Raw genomic sequence first — 16,504 nt, 5'->3', positions numbered from 1 at the left:
TCCAACAAATAAACATGTATACGATTGATGATCTGAACGTCAGACTTCTTTCTGAGCTGAAAGAACTCGCTGAGGGGATGGGCATTAAAAATGCCAAAAAACTTACCAAACAAGATCTTATCTACAAAATCCTTGATCAACAGGCAGTATCCGGTGATACTGACGCAGCTCCCGCCTCTGCTCCTAAGAAAGCTGCTGCACAAGAAGCAGAACCAGAACGCAAGATGCGTCCTAGAAGGCGCGAGAATGTTGCTCCCGCATCTGCACCAAAAGCAGAAGTGGAAGAAACTACTGATGACCTGCTCGGTTCTATAAATCTTGACTTTGATACTCCAAAATTTGAAGATAAGGATAGCTTTGACGAAAGACCAGTAGAAACTGAATCTTACGAACAACCTGTTCGCAATGAGCGCCAGGAGCATCCGCGTGAGGAAAGGCAACAACAGCAGCAGCAACGTCCTAACATCCGCGATTTTGATGGCGCAATCAGCAATGAAGGTGCACTTGAAATTATGCAGGATGGTTATGGTTTCCTTCGCTCTTCCGACTATAATTATCTAGCCAGTCCTGATGATATTTACGTATCACCTTCACAAATAAAGTTATTTGGTCTTAAAACTGGTGATACTGTTAAAGGTCTTATACGCCCGCCAAAAGAAGGCGAGAAATATTTTGCTCTGCTTAAAGTAGAGTCTGTAAACGGAAAGACAACAGAAGAAATCCGTGACCGTGTTGCTTTTGAATACCTAACACCACTTTTCCCGGAAGAAAAGCTGAGGTTAAGTACAACACCAGATAACATGTCTACACGTATCCTTGACCTTTTTGCTCCTATTGGTAAAGGTCAGCGCGGTATGATTGTAGCGCAACCAAAAACAGGTAAAACAGTATTGTTAAAGCAAATTGCCAATGCAATAGCTGAAAACCACCCAGAAGTTTACCTCATCGTGCTCTTGATAGACGAACGTCCGGAAGAGGTTACTGATATGGCACGTAGTGTTAAAGCTGAAGTTGTTGCTTCAACTTTTGATGAACAAGCTGAGCGCCATGTAAAAGTTTCTTCTATTGTTTTAGAAAAAGCAAAACGAATGGTGGAATGCGGCCATGATGTAGTAATCCTTTTAGATTCTATTACACGTTTAGCACGTGCTTATAATACCGTAGTACCATCATCAGGTAAAATTCTTTCTGGTGGTGTTGATGCCAACGCTCTTCATAAACCTAAGCGCTTCTTTGGTGCTGCACGTAATGTAGAGAATGGTGGCTCACTTACAATTATTGCAACTGCCCTTATAGATACGGGTTCCAAAATGGACGAGGTTATCTTTGAAGAATTCAAAGGTACAGGTAACATGGAGTTACAGCTCGATCGTAAGCTGGCTAACAAGCGCGTTTATCCTGCAATTGATGTCCCAGCTTCAGGTACAAGACGTGAAGACTTGTTAATGAAAGAGGAGGAGCTACAACGTGTATGGATACTTCGTAAGTTTATGAGTGATATGAACTCTAATGAAGCGATGGAATTCCTGCTACAGAAGATGAAAGGAACAAGAAACAACGAAGAGTTCTTGTTATCAATGAACGGGTAATTCTTGAACTAAAGTTTCATTGGTTTAATAATAAAAAAGAGGCCGTCTCAAAAGTCATGAGGCGGCTTTTTTCGTTTTTGAGGGTTGATGAACTGATTTTTTGGAGAGAAAAATAAAAGTGGGGGACTTTAGGCTGCCAGTTTCGCCAGATTATGTGCTATTGCCAACAGTCCGGTCTCTATTTCAACTTTATTGATACCTCTAAGCATAAATCGCTTGAAGTTTTTGTTGTGCTTGATGCTGGCAAAGACAGGTTCGATGTCTGCCGGACGTTTTTTACGATGTTAACACCTTTTTCACTGGTTAATCTGACGCAGGCCTGCTCCTTTAATCTTCGAAGTCGATGACTAATACCCACGATGCGATTACCTTTTTGGCTGTGGCAAGCATCTCGAACAGGACATCCTTTGCAATTGCTGGCCTGGTAATTTGTTAATGTTTGTTTAAATCCATTTGCTGTTCTGCGGGTGGCCATACCGATATTTTTCATCGGTTCGCCTATCGGGCAGTAGATAATATCCCTGGCTTTATCGTACTCCAGATTGTCGCCCTTAAACCAGTCTTTGTCCTTGCCACGTTGATCTCGATCAAATTGGTTATGCTTAACATAGCCTGATATCTTTCTGTTAGCCAGTAATACGTAATTCTCTTCCGATCCATATCCTGCATCAGCAGTAAGAGCTTCTGGATAGTGTTTATACAACAAATGAAAGGTATTCAGATGGCTTTTTAATGTGGTGGTATCGGTAGGGTTCTGATGTAAAGTGTAATTGACAATGAATTGATTATTGCTTGACATTTGAACATTGTACGCAGGCTTGAGTTGTCCATTCTTCATGTGATCTTCTTTCATGCGCATGAAGGTTGCATCCGGATCGGTTTTGGAATAACTGTTACGCTTCCCTAAAATCTCCTCCTGTTTTTCATACTTCTCAACGTTGGCAGGCCAATTCTTTTTAGCATAATTAAGTTGTTGACGCTTTTTCTTCGATATTGCTTTTCCTTCCAGGGCTCGATCTATCTTCTCGATCGTTTCTTTGACATGTTCAGCGCTCACAGGAGCAAAACTCTCCGGAGCTTCATCTCTTAGCTCTTCAGTCGCTACTTTCTCTGCGTATGACCACAGCTCTTTGAGTTGCTCTTCCATTCTCGACTTGCTGGTCTTGATGGCATTCCCCCATACAAAAGTGTAGCGATTAGCCTGTGCTTCGATCTTGGTACCATCGGTATAAATGTCCTTCAGACTCAGGTGACCAGCTTCTGATAACAGAAGTACAACTTGGGAAAAGACTGTCTTCAAAACATCTTTCAATCGTTCACTGCGAAAACGGTTAATCGTGTTATGGTCAGGCCTGTTCATCCCCGCCAGCCACATGAAGTGAATGTTCTCCTTAAGAGCTGCCTCCATCCGCCTAGACGAATAGGTGTTATTCAAATAAGCATAGACCAGCACCTTCAAAAGCATCCGGGGATGGTAACTTGAAGTACCACCTCCTTTAAATTTTTTTAGTAATGGATCAATGTCAATCCTGTCAATTACTTGATTTACAATGCGAACTGGATGGTTCTTATCTATGAGTTCCTCCAAACTAGGAGGAAGCATCATCACTTGGTTGGAGTGTAGTTCTTGAAAACTACTTTTGTTCTTAGTTGCACAAAAGCAAGATAACGACTTGCATTAAGAAGAGGACTTCGGCCTTCTTCTTTTTTTTGTGCTTAATAAAAGAGGCTGCCCTTTTGAGACAGCCTCTTTTTTATTTGCCAAACTTTGAAAGTTATATTTTACATAGAAGCAGGAACCTCATCAGCGGAAAGTGCGCGGCTCCAAACTTTGACCTCATCAATAAATCCTTTAAAGTTGTACGTGACTCCGTTACTTGTCATTTGACCAATCCTGGCAATATCATTAGGGAAGTTTGAAGCCATCGGCAGTTGTGTTTCTCCTTGATAGTAGCCCGGTACTTCTTTTCCATTGATGTAAAGTTTAATGTTATTAGGTCCCGAAACTACTCCACAGATATGGGTCCAAACTCCATAAATCGAGGAGTTTACAGTTTTGCCTCTTCTATAAGCAGGGTTGTTTTCACCATAACCATCACCATATCCAATGCCTACTCCAGATACATTTGTATTTACATCAAAACCGTTGTAAAGAGGAGCATTATCCTGACTTGTAAACACGGGATTGTAAATGTTGTTGCTATCCTCGAGCTTTACCCATGAAGAAAAAGTAAAAGGATACTGCAGATTATCTAAAATGTTTCCAAGATCTATACGCGAGTTGCCATTAAAGTAGTAAGATGAGTTAATGTTATTATTTCGGTCTTGCACTAACGTTGCTCCGTATACCGTTCCATGATGTTGGTTCCCACTTTCATCATTGGCATTCCCAGAAAAAGGATAGTATACCTCTAACCCTTCTGTTAATGAAGTCGGATACAGTGTAATTACCATGGGACTATTGGCATACTGTTTCAGTTCATCTAGTGGAAACTGACGTTGATGGGCAGCGTATCCTTGTTTAGCTACGTTTAATGTGTAATTGCCTGACTGATCTTTAAGGTAAATCTTATTTGTTACATTTTGGAGGTACTGATTAATAATTGTGCTACCCCCATTTTTTACGATAAGATTTGCATTGGATAATTCAAATGTTTGCGATAGTTTATTATAGGTAAATACCGCAATATTAAAAGAAAAGGTTTTCACTATATTGAATGATAACACGGTGTAACCAAACAAATCTTTATTGTCTTCTTCAACCTTAACAACTTCTACATTAACTTCTGTAATTGCGTTTGCAGCGATTTTAAAATTAATGGGAAGTGGATCAGCTACAAGGTGAGCAAGCGTAGAGCCTTCCTTTGGTACTGCATAAGTAGCCACGCCATCTTTATTTAGGGCTACAAATTCAATAAGCTGGTAATTTCCTGCTTTTAAGGCGAGAGGTTCAATCTTGTAACCTCCTCCAAAAGAAATAAGGTCAATTTGCAGACGGTCATAGACCAAAACTCCTTTTTCGTCTCGAATTGAGATTAGAACGCTTTTTAAAGAGTCTGAAGATAGTAATCTGCCTGATTCAGCTGAGTTAGTCTTCTCTACAATAAAATTTAAAGTTCCTTCTGGCTTATTTGAGATAGGGGCATCGTCGGTACAGCTTGTCAATAAGCACACAATGCACAGTAGGGACATGAGTAGGGTTTTCATAATAGTAACATTAGTTGGCGAAAGATAAGTCTTTTTCTTATAACTGCCGCTACTTCCTCTTGCGCTCATGAAAAGCACCTTTAAAAGTTGGGTCTTCTTTTCGTTTTTGCCAATCTATTTCCCTGGCCATTTCCTGTGCCTCCTCAAATGGAGTTTCTGCAATTTCAATTTTGGATGGAAGTTGTTTAACAGGGATTTTCTCCCGGATCAGATCTTCAATCTTTCGGATATGATAAACTTCTGCATCTGTAGCAAAAGTTATTGCAGTGCCTTCCTGAAATGCTCTCCCTGTTCTCCCTATCCGGTGTACATAATCTTCATATAGAATCGGAACGTCGAAGTTTATAACGTGTGAAACTTTAGTAACATCAATTCCGCGAGCAGTAACATCAGTAGAGACTAAAACTCTTAGCTCTCCTTCCTTAAATTCATTAACTGCATTTATTCTTGAGTTTTGACCTTTGTTTGAATGAATAACGCGAACAGGGCCAAGCTCCTTTCTTTCAATATATTTAAAGACGTTGTCAGCTACTTCCTTTGTACGTGTGAATACCAGAACCCTGTTAAAATTCTCCTTGTCCTGAAGAAGATATTCAAGAAAGTTAATTTTTGTTTTCAGGTTGGGTATTAGGTACAACTCCTGTGTAACTTGTTTAGCAGTGGTTGCCGGAGGCGTTATTTCTATCTTAATAGGGAATTCAAGAAACTCTCCCGATAATCTCTCAACCCTTGGGTTAAATGTCGCTGAAAAAAGTAAATTCTGTCTCTTCCTTGGTATTACCTCGAAGATCTTTCTCAACTGCGGCATAAATCCCATGTCCATCATCCGGTCAGCTTCATCAAGTATCAGAAATTTAATCTGTTTCGTCGGCAGCTCGCCCCTCCGGTAGATATCCATGAACTGACCTGGTGTTGCCACTAGAATATCTATACCTTTTTGAATCGACTCTATCTGCGCTTTAGCTCCAACACCGCCATATATCGGAAGTATTCTAAGGTCAGTATACTGCGCTAATTGCGCAGCATGGTTTGCTATCTGGATCGTAAGCTCTTTTGTTGGTGCAAGTATTAATACCCTGGGTTCATTGCCTTGTGCATATTTTACTTTCATTAATACAGGTAGCATGTAAGCTGCAGTCTTACCCGTACCCGTTTGTGCTATACCAATAACTTCCTGCCCGCCAAGAATAAGTGGAATGGCTTTCTGTTGAATTTCGGTTGGTTTTGTAAATCCTGCGTCAGCCACTGCATTTAGCAGTTGACGATTCAGATTAAATTCTTCAAAGGACTGAATAGCTGACACTTTAAAATTATTTTTACGACTATGAAAACTACATTAATACTTAACGCAAATATAGTTAATGAAGGTAAGGTGTTTACCGCAGACGTGCTCATAAAAGGCCAGTTCATTGAAAGAATTGGAGAAAACATAACTGTAGCTGCCGATGAGGTAATAGATGCAAAAGGTAAATACCTAATGCCAGGTGTAATTGATGATCAGGTTCACTTTAGAGAGCCAGGGTTAACACATAAAGCCACCATTCAAACTGAAGCACGTGCTGCCGTAGCGGGAGGTGTTACCTCATTTATGGAGATGCCTAATACCAACCCTCCAACTTTCACACAAGAACTTCTTGAAAGCAAATATTCCATAGCCTCACAATCATCTTTAGCCAACTATTCATTCTACATCGGCGCATCCAACGATAACCTTGATGAGGTAATGAAAACAGATGTAACCAAGGTATGCGGACTTAAGATTTTCATGGGTTCCTCTACGGGAAATCTGCTGGTGGATAACGAGAAGATGCTCGAAGGTTTCTTTTCAAGATTTCCTTCGCTTATTGCTACACATTGTGAAGATGAATTTACGATCAGAAAAAACACGGAGGAATTTAAAGCGAAATACGGAGAAGATGTGCCCGTGAGCGCTCATCCGTTAATCAGAAGTGAAGAAGCGTGTTATAAGTCATCTTCCTTTGCCGTTGATCTTGCAAAGAAGCACGGAACTAAACTTCATATCCTTCACATCTCTACTGCCAAAGAAATTGCGCTATTCGACAATAGCATCCCATTATCGAAAAAGAAAATCACAGCAGAGGCATGTGTGCATCACCTTTGGTTTAATGATAAGGACTATACAAGGCTGGGTACGCGCATAAAGTGGAATCCTGCGGTAAAAACGGCACATGATCAGCAAAGTATTTTTAATGGAGTATTAAATGACAACATCGATGTAATAGCTACTGATCATGCTCCTCATACCTTAGAAGAGAAAGCAGGCTCCTATTTTAAAGCTCCATCAGGAGGACCGCTCATTCAGCATAGCCTTGTTGCAATGTGTGAATTCTATCATCAAGGTAAAATTAGTTTGGAGAAGATTGCCGAGAAGATGTCTCACAACCCTGCCATCCTCTTTCAGATTTCAAAACGAGGTTTTATTCGTGAAGGATACTTTGCCGATCTGGTTCTTGTTGATTTACAAAGTGCCTGGACGGTTTCACCTTCAAATATTTACGCAAAATGCGGATGGTCTCCTTTTGAAGGACAGGATTTTAAATCAAAGGTCACGCACACCTTTGTGTCTGGCCACCTGGCATATAATAACGGAACGTTTGACGAAAGACAGAAAGGCTTAAGGCTTCTTTTTAACAGGTCCTGAAGTTTGAATAAACGCTAAAAATACAGGCATTAAAAACAAAAGCCTTCAATCGAAGGCTTTTTGGGTGAAAGACGGGACTCGAACCCGCGACCTCCAGAATCACAATCTGGCATTCTAACCAACTGAACTACATTCACCGTTTAAGGAGTGCAAATTTAGACACATGAATTGAATTTGCAAATTTCCTTTCATATCGCTTTTTAAAGTTAAAAGCATTAACTAACCCTAAAATCTCAAGCCTATGGATCAACGGATCATTAACTTATATGATGAATATACCCATAAACCTTTAACAAGGGAAGATTTCATCCAAAAACTCATAAAGCTTACAGGAAGTACTACAGCGGCATTTTCAATATTACCTTTGCTGGAAGTGAACTACGCTCAAGCGGCTACAGTTTCTTTGCAGGACGATAGAATAACGGCTGAAGATATTCAATACGATGCTGATGGAATATCTATGAAAGCTTATTTAGTAAAGCCTAAAACTGGTAAAAAAAGAGGGTCTGTTGTAGTAATCCATGAGAATAGGGGTCTAAACCCGCACATTAAAGATGTAACCAGGAGAGTGGCATTGGCTGGTTTTAATGCGTTAGCACCTGATGCGTTGTCTCCTTTGGGAGGAACTCCACAGAATGAAGACGAAGCCAGGGATAAAATCCAACAGTTAGACGGCAGGAAAACAATTACGGCTTATGCCCATGCTTTTAATTATTTAAAAACATTAGCTGATGGCAATGGAAAATTTGGTTGTGTTGGTTTTTGTTGGGGCGGTGCTATGGCCAATAATCTTGCTGTAAATGTTCCTCAACTCAATGCGGCTGTTTCATTTTATGGACGCCAGCCCGACTCTGCAGAAGTTTCTAAAATCAAAGCGAATCTTCAGCTTCATTACGCTGAACACGATGAGCGAGTAAATGCAGGAATTGCTGCGTATGAAGAGGCTTTAAAAAAGAATAAAATAAACTACCAATTGTTTATGTACGAGGGAGCACAACATGCGTTTAACAACGATACTGCACCTACACGTTATAACGAGCAGGCAGCTAAATTAGCATGGGGTAGAACCATCGAATTTTTTAATAAACATTTGACATAATTAACGTTGATCTGGCTTAATTTTTTGAATATGTTTCGGCATGATGACGTGGGGAGAATTTAATAAACTTTCGCTTGATAAGAAGATAAACAAGCTTTACCAGGATGGTACCTTCATCATGTCTATTCGATATTATGAATATAAAGTAAATCTATATCTATTCGGCAATTTCTACCTTGAAGTTTTTGTAAACCATAAGCATGCTTGTATCGAAAAGATTTTGCTATTGGATACAAACCACTCACGAATGAAGTTTTATTCTGATCAGATTAAACTTCCTGCCATTTTTAATACACAGCCATAAAATGAAAAACCCCGCTGTTAACGGGGCTTCATATATTATAATCACTGGAGATCTACTTAAGCAGTAGCTGCAGCTGATTCTTCAAATTTTTGAGACATCTTCAATGTTACATTCTTCTTAGCCTTATAGCCGCAATAACCACACTGATAATGCTTGGTTAGCTCTCCTTCTTCAACATTCGAAGGAGTTTTTACAATTTCTTCTCTAACAACCTTAAATGTTTGATAGTTACACTCAGGGCATTGTAATGCATGAAGGTGGCCAGAGTATTTTTCAATCTTAACGAAGCCTGTTTCCTCATCTTTCCATACGTCATAGTCAATAGAGAAAACATTTTCTTCTGCCTGCATACCTTCATCAAGATACGCATCTTCTTCTTCTTCACTAAGAAGTTTCATTGGCTTCCCAGATTTAGGAGAAACTCTTGGCTTATAGCGTAATACTTTAAGTCTTTTTTCGATAAAGAATGGATAGTAGAACTTCAACAGGTTCTGGATGATCAAGGCTACGATCATACCCATTGACCCTGTAAGGAAGATGCGAACAAAGATCCATACCACAGTAAATTCCGGAACATTAGAGTTTGCAAAAAAGCAACATCCTGTGATCAGGATAATTGAAGCAAACCAAAGAGTTTTAATTTCCGTTTTGTTAATGAAGTCATACTTCGCTTTCGCATCATTCATTAATGCGAGTCTGATTACGTAACCAATTACGATCAACACTGATATCGCCCAAGCTCCATAAGCGATATTTTTAGCCATTTCATTCCAAGCCGAGTAATCTTGTTCCATGGGGGGGTTAGTTTATTGTTTGTCTCCAGTTTACAAATATAAAGTTCCCTTTTAATTTTCCCTAGCGGTAAATTGAGGGATTCTACGCTAAACTGACACAATTTAGTATTTATTACGCAAAAATCGTAAAAATCAGTATAAGCCCGTAGAGCCTGTAATAAAATATATTTCTTCTTACGGCTGGTTACTTTTCAGTACAAATTGGGAGAGCAACTCCAGTGTTTTACCTTCGTTTTCCAACATGCCCATGTGGGCTACATTCTCAAGCACGTGAAACTCAATTCTTGGTGAAAGCTGAGCTTGCTTTTCTACCGATTCTACTGTGATTCCAGCATCTTTTTGTCCGGATATAATTAATATGTGTTTTGGGAATTGCTTCAATACAACGGTCCTGTCTTTACGATCGCGCATAGCCTTTGTATAGCCCGTTACTGTGTCAGCAGAAGCTTGTATGCTGATATCTTTTACTAATGCAATGGCTGAATTTGTATTGTCTGCAAACAACGGAGCGATAAAATTAGACGTAAAGGCCTGGACACCGTTTTTTTCAATAAACTCGAGTGACTTATTCCTGTTCTGCTTCTTCTCTTCACTATCTGCAAATGCGGTAGAATGAAAAAGTACTAATCCCGAAAATAATGTGGGTTCTTGTTCTACCATTGCGAGTGCAACGTACCCCCCTAACGAATGGCCTACAAGTACTGCATTTTTAATATTTACCTCTTTTATCCATGTCAATAAGGTGCTGGCTACATCTTCAATAGAAAAGTCGTTGTTCAACGCGGGACTATTTCCAAAACCAGGAAGATCAATTGTAAATACCCTAAACGATGAAGATAAACTGGTAGCAAAATTGTCCCAGATTTGTTGATTTAATGGAAAACCATGGATAAGGATAACTGGATGCCCGCTTCCCCGTTCAATAAAATGTAATGACATTATATCGTATTAACAGTTTCCAGCATTTGAATTACAGCCTTCTCAATACCATCAGGATCAAAACCACACTCGCGGTGGAGTTCAATCTGCTCTCCATGTTCTACAATGCGATCAGGAATGCCTAGTCGCTTAATCTCTGCGTGGTAGTTATTATCCGCCATAAATTCAAGCACAGCGCTTCCAAAGCCTCCCTGTATGCAACCATCTTCTACAGTAATTACCTTGCTGAACTTAGAGAATACTTCATGTAAAAGTTCTTCGTCAATTGGTTTTACAAAGCGCATGTCATAATGTGCAATCTCTATACCTCTCTTTTCAAGACGTTCACATACCTCTACTGCGTAATTGCCAATATGGCCTATAGTAAGTATAGCTACATCTTCACCCTCTTTAATTTTTCTTCCGCTTCCAACCTTAATTTCTTCCATTGGCGTTCTCCATTCTGGCATTACGCCCTGGCCTCTTGGATAACGAATTGTAAACGCCTTGCCATTTCTTGGCAATTGGGCAGTATACATGAGGTTGCGAAGCTCTGATTCATTCATCGGCGAAGCAATGATCATATTAGGAACACATCTGAAAAAGGCAACGTCATAAGCACCGTGGTGAGTTGGCCCATCTGCTCCGGCAAAACCTGCGCGGTCAAGACAGAAATTAACAGGAAGGTTTTGAATACATACATCATGCACTACCTGGTCATAGGCACGTTGCATAAAAGAACTGTAGATGTTACAGAAAGGTATCAGCCCTTGTGTTGCCAAACCTGCTGAAAAGGTAACAGCATGCTGCTCAGCAATGCCCACATCAAATGCCCTGTCTGGCATTTCTTTCATCATAATATTCATTGATGAACCTGAGGGCATGGCAGGTGTTATACCCACAATCTTCTCATTGGCCTTTGCCAACTCTACGAGGGTATGCCCGAACACATCCTGATATTTCGGTGGCTGAGGTTTTTCGTATACTTTTTTAAAGATCTCGCCGGTTATCTTATCAAAGGTGCCAGGTGCGTGCCAGGTAGTAGCGTTGCCTTTTTCGGCTGGCCCATAGCCTTTGCCTTTAACCGTAACGCAGTGAAGTATTTTGGGCCCTTTAATATTTTTCAGGTCACCTAAAATAGTTACCAGATGGTCAATATCATGTCCGTCTACCGGACCAAAATATCTTAAGTTTAAAGATTCAAAGAGATTACTTTGGCTTAGCAGTGTCGACTTAATTCCTGTTTCTACTTTAGATACAATTTCTTGTGCGCTCTTGCCGAAGTTTGAAAGCTTTCCTAGAAGTTTCCATACATCATCTTTCAGTTTGTTGTACGTCCTTGAGGTGGTAATATCGGTAAGATAATCCTTCAACGCCCCTACATTAGGGTCGATAGACATACAGTTGTCATTGAGAATGATGAGTATGTTTGTATCTGAAACCCCTGCATGGTTAAGCCCTTCAAAGGCAATTCCTCCTGTTAAAGCACCGTCGCCAATTACTGCTATATGTTGGCGATCGTTCTGATTAAGATACTTCGATGCTACTGCCATGCCGAGAGCTGCCGAAACCGAAGTTGATGAATGGCCAACTCCAAATGCATCATACTTGCTTTCCTTCATTTTAGGAAAACCTGAAAGTCCACCATAAACACGGTTTGTATGAAACTCGTCTCTTCTTCCCGTAAGGATTTTATGACCGTAGGCCTGATGGCCTACATCCCACACAAGTTGATCGTATGGAGTATTAAAAATATAATGAAGTGCTACAGTTAATTCTACAACACCAAGGCTCGCGCCAAAATGCCCGCCGTATACGGAAACATTATCAATGATAAACTGTCTCAATTCCTCGCAAAGCTGTACAAGCTGTACTTTATCCAGCTTCTTGAGGTCATCCGGACTATTAATTTGGGACAGGAGCTTCCCAGGTGTTATAAGCATAAGCTTTTGAATTTTCGTTGTTTAAAGTTAAACAATAAACAGAGGTAAGTGTTTCCTAAGTTAAAAAGGCGCGTGCAAATTTACGAGGATTCTCTAATCCTGCTATTTAGTTTATTACTATTTTACTACTGATAACCAGCCCATTGCAGATTCAATTACACTGGTAACTTCGGCACTTATCTTTAAAAAATCAATCCGTATGTTAGATACAGCTAATCAATAAGCCTATTACAAGTAGACATGGGGAAGGTTGCTACTGCCACCTATGCAGCTTCCTTATGGCCTTCATGGTGATAGTGGCCTTCATGGTGATAGGGAACAGGTTCGGTGTTGGTTCGGATAAACTAGGGAAAACGGCCTTTTTAGCGGTTCAACACCCTACTTTCCGCGAAATTAGGCTGTTTATCCATAGAACCTGCTCAAAACGTACTCCGTACGGGCTTTAGACCACTTTGATTCCGCTCACTCATATAAGGAACCGCAACTCGGAAGTAATTCATGCATTTTGCTGAAAAGCAAGGCATTAGTTATACGCCCGGTTCTTCTTTGGTTAAATTTCTAGGCCGTCAGAATTTTTAAGGGTAAATTTGTTATCCCGTATGAGCACTCAGGAAAACTTTGAAGTAAAACTCCCCCTTTTTGAAGGTCCTTTCGATCTTCTGCTATTCTTCATTGAAAGAGACGAACTTGATATCTATGATATTCCCATATCAAAGATTACAAATGACTTTTTGGATTATATCCACCATATGGAACACCTCAATATTGAGGTTGCAAGTGAGTTTATTCTGGTAGCTGCTACGTTAATGCGCATTAAGTCGAAGATGCTGCTGCCAAGGCCGCAGCTTGATGACTTAGGAAACGAAATTGACCCTCGAGAAGAACTGGTAAAGCATCTTCTTGAGTATAAGAAATACAAATCAGTTGTAGATACCTTCCAGAAAATGGAAGAAGACGAGCTGATGAAAGAGAAGCGTGGTAATCTTGTTAAAGAATTGAAGTCTTTAGCAGAGAGTACAAACGTAGAGGCCGAGCTTCAGGATGTTACTGTTTTTAAACTGATGACAGTTTTTGAAAAAGTAATGAAGCGTTTTGCTGCCGAAAAGAATAAACCTGTGCACCAGGTTATTCAATATCCTTATACGGTAGAGGGGCAGAAGAAGTACCTGATTGAAGAAGTTCAGAAGCGCGATCGTATTGCTTTCACTGAATTAATTCAGTCATATCCTACCCGGTTAGGATTGATATTTAACTTCCTGGCAATTCTTGAAATGCTGGCGTTACAGCAAATCAGCATACAGATAGGTGAAGGATATAATAACTTTTGGGTAATGAAGCCTACAGCAACACCTACAGAGGCTGCCGTAGAACCTGAAGCATTATAAAATTATAAATCTACATAAAGGTCATTTCTGTTAGCCTGTGCTACTTCAATGAAGAAGCGAGCTACCTTTTCTGTTACAGCATGAAAATATTTTTCTCCTTTTTCTGCTGATGCTTTTCGCGGGTCGCCAACGCCTGTGTCTTTTGTAACCTGCGTCCATTTTCTTTCGGCCCACGCCCAACCTTCACGAATTGCAGTAAATCTAAATTTCTTTGCGTACCCATCGCCTGCCTCACTAAGGTTAACAAGCTCTGGCTTTAAATGCATAATAAGGCTTGTTTCCATTTCGCCTGCGTGGTCATCCTTGTTCTCAAAAAATAATTTTTGATCAAGAGATTGAAACCAATTACATGCACATAAAAACATATCAGGAAAGGCAAGTCCAAGTTCCCGTATCATTGTTCTGAAGTCGTTGCCTCCGTGGCTGTTGAGAATAATAAGTTTAAAGATCTGTTGCCTGTTAAGTACTGTGATAATATCACGGAGAATAGCAAGCTGCGTACTCGGGTTTATGTTGATATCCAACTTTACGTCAAACTGACCTGTGTTAACACCAAAGGGGATGGCAGGAAATACAATTACTTTTTGTCCGCTTTCCCAGGCTATACGTGCAGCTTCTGCGGCAATTTCATCAGCTTCAAAGATGTCTGTACCATAAGGAAGATGATAATTATGAGCTTCGGTTGCTCCCCAGGGAAGAACTGCAACTTCGTAGTTAGTTTCTTTAACTGTTTTCCATGTGTTTTCAGCAAGAATATATGGGCGCATAGCTTGAGCGTATTTGTTCAGTTAGTATAGTTAATCTGTCTTTTCAGGAAACGCGATCTTATAAGTTTTCCCTTTTTTAACAGTGAGCTTATCTTCACGAAGCCATGGGTTATGGCGTTTAAGAAGCTTGTAGTTACTGCCCTGTTGTTTTGCGAAGCGAACAAGGTCTTTAATGGTTTCGTCTACCTCAACATATTTTAATGGCTCTTCATCATAAAGATGCTTAGGGTTTATTTTGAAGCCATACCGGGTTGGATTCTGAACAATCTCCTTAATTGCCAGTATTCTGAAAACATAACGCGATGTTTCTTCGTTAAGATAGAGATCGTAGTAATTGTCTACCTCCTGGTCGTCTAGGGCGCGTTGTACGCCGCTCATACCTCGGTTGTAAGAGGCAGCAACGAGTGTCCAGTTTCCGAATTTTTTATAAGCCTGATTTAAATATTTGCAGGCAGCCTCAGTAGATTTCAACGGATCATATCGTTCGTCTACTTCATCGTTTATCTCAAGACCAAATTCTTTTCCTGATGTTTTAAGAATTTGCCAGTAGCCGGCGGCTTCTTTGGGAGAAACTACGTTTATTAAATTACTTTCAATTAACGGAAGGTATTTGAAGTCGAGCGGAATACCATTCTTCTTCAGAATCTCTTCCATCTGAGGCAGCCATCGTTTTGCTCTTTTGATGAGGAAGATGGTGTTGCTATGAAGGTAGGTATTGATCTGAATTTCTTTATCAAGCCTTTCTCGTACATCGGGAATATTTAAAGGCACAACTTCATTAGCGAAATCTATTTTTGCAGGGAGATCAAAAGAAATGGCTGCAGAGGGAACATCTTCAAGAATATACGCAGGATCCATGTCATTTTCATCAGACATGGAATCGTTTCTTCTGATCAACTCAGGTCTTGCTGCAGGTTTTTTAGAGATTTCGTTATAAGCAATATACCCTAATAAAATAACAAGGGTAGCAATAGACAAATAGTGCGATATGGTTTTCATTAGAAGTTCGGAGACAGCAGGTATTTAGAATAAAATTCCTCAATTACTTTAACAGCATCTTCTGGTTTATCAACTACGCTGAAAAGCTCAAGATCATTTTCGTTTATCATTTTTTCAGTTACCAACACTTTCTTAATCCAGTCAATTAAGCCTTGCCAGTATTTTTTTCCGACAAGGACAATGGGAAAGCGCCCTATCTTTTTTGTTTGAATGAGCGTAAGTGCTTCTGTGAGTTCGTCTAATGTTCCAAATCCACCAGGCATTACAATAAAACCCTGAGAGTATTTTATAAACATTACTTTTCGAACAAAAAAGTAATCGAATGTAATGAGTTTGTCTTTATCAATGTAAATATTGCCTTGCTGTTCAAACGGTAAAAAGATATTTAAACCAACGGACTTACCACCCGCTCGATGAGCTCCTTTGTTACCAGCTTCCATTATACCTGGCCCGCCTCCGGTAATAACACCATATCCATGCTGTACCAGCTTGTATGCTATTTCTTCCGCCATTTTGTAATAGGTGTTGCTTGGTTTGGTTCTCGCCGATCCGAAGATGGTTACACACGGACCGATCTTTGCCAGCTTCTCCATGCCTTCAACAAATTCTGACATCACCTTAAAGATCATCCAGCTATTGGCGCCTTTTATCTCTGCCCAGTCTTTGTCTTTAAATGCAGTACGGATTTTGTTTTCTTCCTCGAGTGCTTCTTTTAATAGATCTTCCTCAATCTTTTTCTTCCTTGTTTTCATGTCAACTGTGATTCTTAAATACAGTACCAATACAATCCATCATTATTTCATGAAGTTGATAAAAATAATGACACATCGTTTAAAG

General features: G+C 40.0%; 13 protein-coding genes, 1 tRNA gene and 1 pseudogene. 5 read left to right on the top strand and 10 right to left on the bottom strand.

Features of this window, described 5'->3' with window-relative positions; translation table 11 throughout:
- The first annotated feature begins 14 nt into the window (after positions 1-14).
- Positions 15-1,589: a transcription termination factor Rho gene (gene rho, locus KK060_RS05345; protein ID WP_254152662.1), complete on the top strand. Its 1,575-nt coding sequence runs from the start codon at positions 15-17 to the stop codon at positions 1,587-1,589.
- 128 nt (positions 1,590-1,717) lie between these two features.
- Here the strand turns inward: rho and KK060_RS05340 are convergent.
- From KK060_RS05340 to KK060_RS05330, 3 genes and pseudogenes are all read right to left on the bottom strand, one after another.
- Positions 1,718-3,245 (bottom strand): annotated as a pseudogene (locus KK060_RS05340) (IS1182 family transposase).
- A gap of 126 nt (positions 3,246-3,371) precedes the next feature.
- Positions 3,372-4,865, bottom strand: a complete 1,494-nt coding sequence (locus KK060_RS05335) for a LamG domain-containing protein (protein ID WP_254152661.1) — start codon at positions 4,863-4,865, stop codon at positions 3,372-3,374.
- A complete protein-coding gene (locus KK060_RS05330; RefSeq protein ID WP_254152660.1) occupies positions 4,846-6,099 on the bottom strand; it encodes a DEAD/DEAH box helicase in 1,254 nt (417 codons plus the stop codon). Before KK060_RS05330 ends, KK060_RS05335 begins: the two co-directional genes overlap by 20 nt.
- A gap of 21 nt (positions 6,100-6,120) precedes the next feature.
- On the opposite strand from KK060_RS05330, the gene KK060_RS05325 reads away from it, so the two are divergent.
- Positions 6,121-7,458: a dihydroorotase gene (locus KK060_RS05325; RefSeq protein ID WP_254152659.1), complete on the top strand. Its 1,338-nt coding sequence runs from the start codon at positions 6,121-6,123 to the stop codon at positions 7,456-7,458.
- Positions 7,459-7,520: 62 nt separating this feature from the next.
- On the opposite strand, the gene KK060_RS05320 is transcribed toward KK060_RS05325, so the two are convergent.
- Positions 7,521-7,596, bottom strand: a tRNA-His gene (locus tag KK060_RS05320).
- 103 nt (positions 7,597-7,699) lie between these two features.
- Between KK060_RS05320 and KK060_RS05315 the strand changes: the two genes are divergently transcribed.
- Both KK060_RS05315 and KK060_RS05310 read left to right on the top strand, forming a co-directional pair.
- On the top strand, positions 7,700-8,557 hold the full coding sequence (locus tag KK060_RS05315; RefSeq protein WP_254152658.1) for a dienelactone hydrolase family protein: 858 nt from the start codon (positions 7,700-7,702) through the stop codon (positions 8,555-8,557).
- A gap of 40 nt (positions 8,558-8,597) precedes the next feature.
- Complete coding sequence (locus tag KK060_RS05310) at positions 8,598-8,861, top strand: hypothetical protein (RefSeq protein ID WP_367397464.1); 264 nt, start codon at positions 8,598-8,600, stop codon at positions 8,859-8,861.
- Positions 8,862-8,917: 56 nt separating this feature from the next.
- Here KK060_RS05310 and KK060_RS05305 read toward each other — a convergent pair whose 3' ends face one another.
- The 3 genes from KK060_RS05305 to dxs form a co-directional block, all read right to left on the bottom strand.
- Positions 8,918-9,655 carry a hypothetical protein gene (locus KK060_RS05305; RefSeq protein WP_254152657.1) on the bottom strand — a complete coding sequence of 246 codons (738 nt, stop codon included), beginning with the start codon at positions 9,653-9,655 and terminating at the stop codon, positions 8,918-8,920.
- A 174-nt stretch (positions 9,656-9,829) separates the two neighbouring features.
- Positions 9,830-10,594, bottom strand: coding sequence for an alpha/beta fold hydrolase (locus tag KK060_RS05300; protein WP_254152656.1), 765 nt, complete (start codon positions 10,592-10,594; stop codon positions 9,830-9,832).
- Complete coding sequence (gene dxs / locus KK060_RS05295) at positions 10,594-12,516, bottom strand: 1-deoxy-D-xylulose-5-phosphate synthase (RefSeq protein ID WP_254152655.1); 1,923 nt, start codon at positions 12,514-12,516, stop codon at positions 10,594-10,596. Before dxs ends, KK060_RS05300 begins: the two co-directional genes overlap by 1 nt.
- 599 nt (positions 12,517-13,115) lie before the next feature.
- On the opposite strand from dxs, the gene KK060_RS05290 reads away from it, so the two are divergent.
- Positions 13,116-13,901 carry a segregation and condensation protein A gene (locus KK060_RS05290; RefSeq protein ID WP_254152654.1) on the top strand — a complete coding sequence of 262 codons (786 nt, stop codon included), beginning with the start codon at positions 13,116-13,118 and terminating at the stop codon, positions 13,899-13,901.
- Between the two features lie 2 nt (positions 13,902-13,903).
- Here the strand turns inward: KK060_RS05290 and KK060_RS05285 are convergent, their stop codons facing one another.
- Genes KK060_RS05285 through KK060_RS05275 form a run of 3 tightly spaced genes read right to left on the bottom strand, consistent with a single transcriptional unit; the run spans position 13,904 to position 16,419 of the window.
- Positions 13,904-14,668 carry a creatininase family protein gene (locus tag KK060_RS05285; RefSeq protein ID WP_254152653.1) on the bottom strand — a complete coding sequence of 255 codons (765 nt, stop codon included), beginning with the start codon at positions 14,666-14,668 and terminating at the stop codon, positions 13,904-13,906.
- A 30-nt stretch (positions 14,669-14,698) separates the two neighbouring features.
- A complete protein-coding gene (locus KK060_RS05280; protein WP_254152652.1) occupies positions 14,699-15,667 on the bottom strand; it encodes a transglycosylase SLT domain-containing protein in 969 nt (322 codons plus the stop codon).
- The gene (locus tag KK060_RS05275) at positions 15,667-16,419 is read right to left on the bottom strand and encodes an LOG family protein (protein WP_254152651.1); all 753 of its coding nucleotides are present in this window, start codon (positions 16,417-16,419) and stop codon (positions 15,667-15,669) included. Before KK060_RS05275 ends, KK060_RS05280 begins: the two co-directional genes overlap by 1 nt.
- Positions 16,420-16,504 lie beyond the last annotated feature (85 nt).

The organism is Chryseosolibacter indicum, from assembly GCF_018598585.1.
GTDB classification, from domain to species: Bacteria; Bacteroidota; Bacteroidia; order Cytophagales; family Cyclobacteriaceae; genus Chryseosolibacter; species Chryseosolibacter indicus.
The sequence above is the reverse complement of the archived record's forward strand: the minus strand, read 5'-3'. Positions and strand labels throughout refer to the sequence as shown.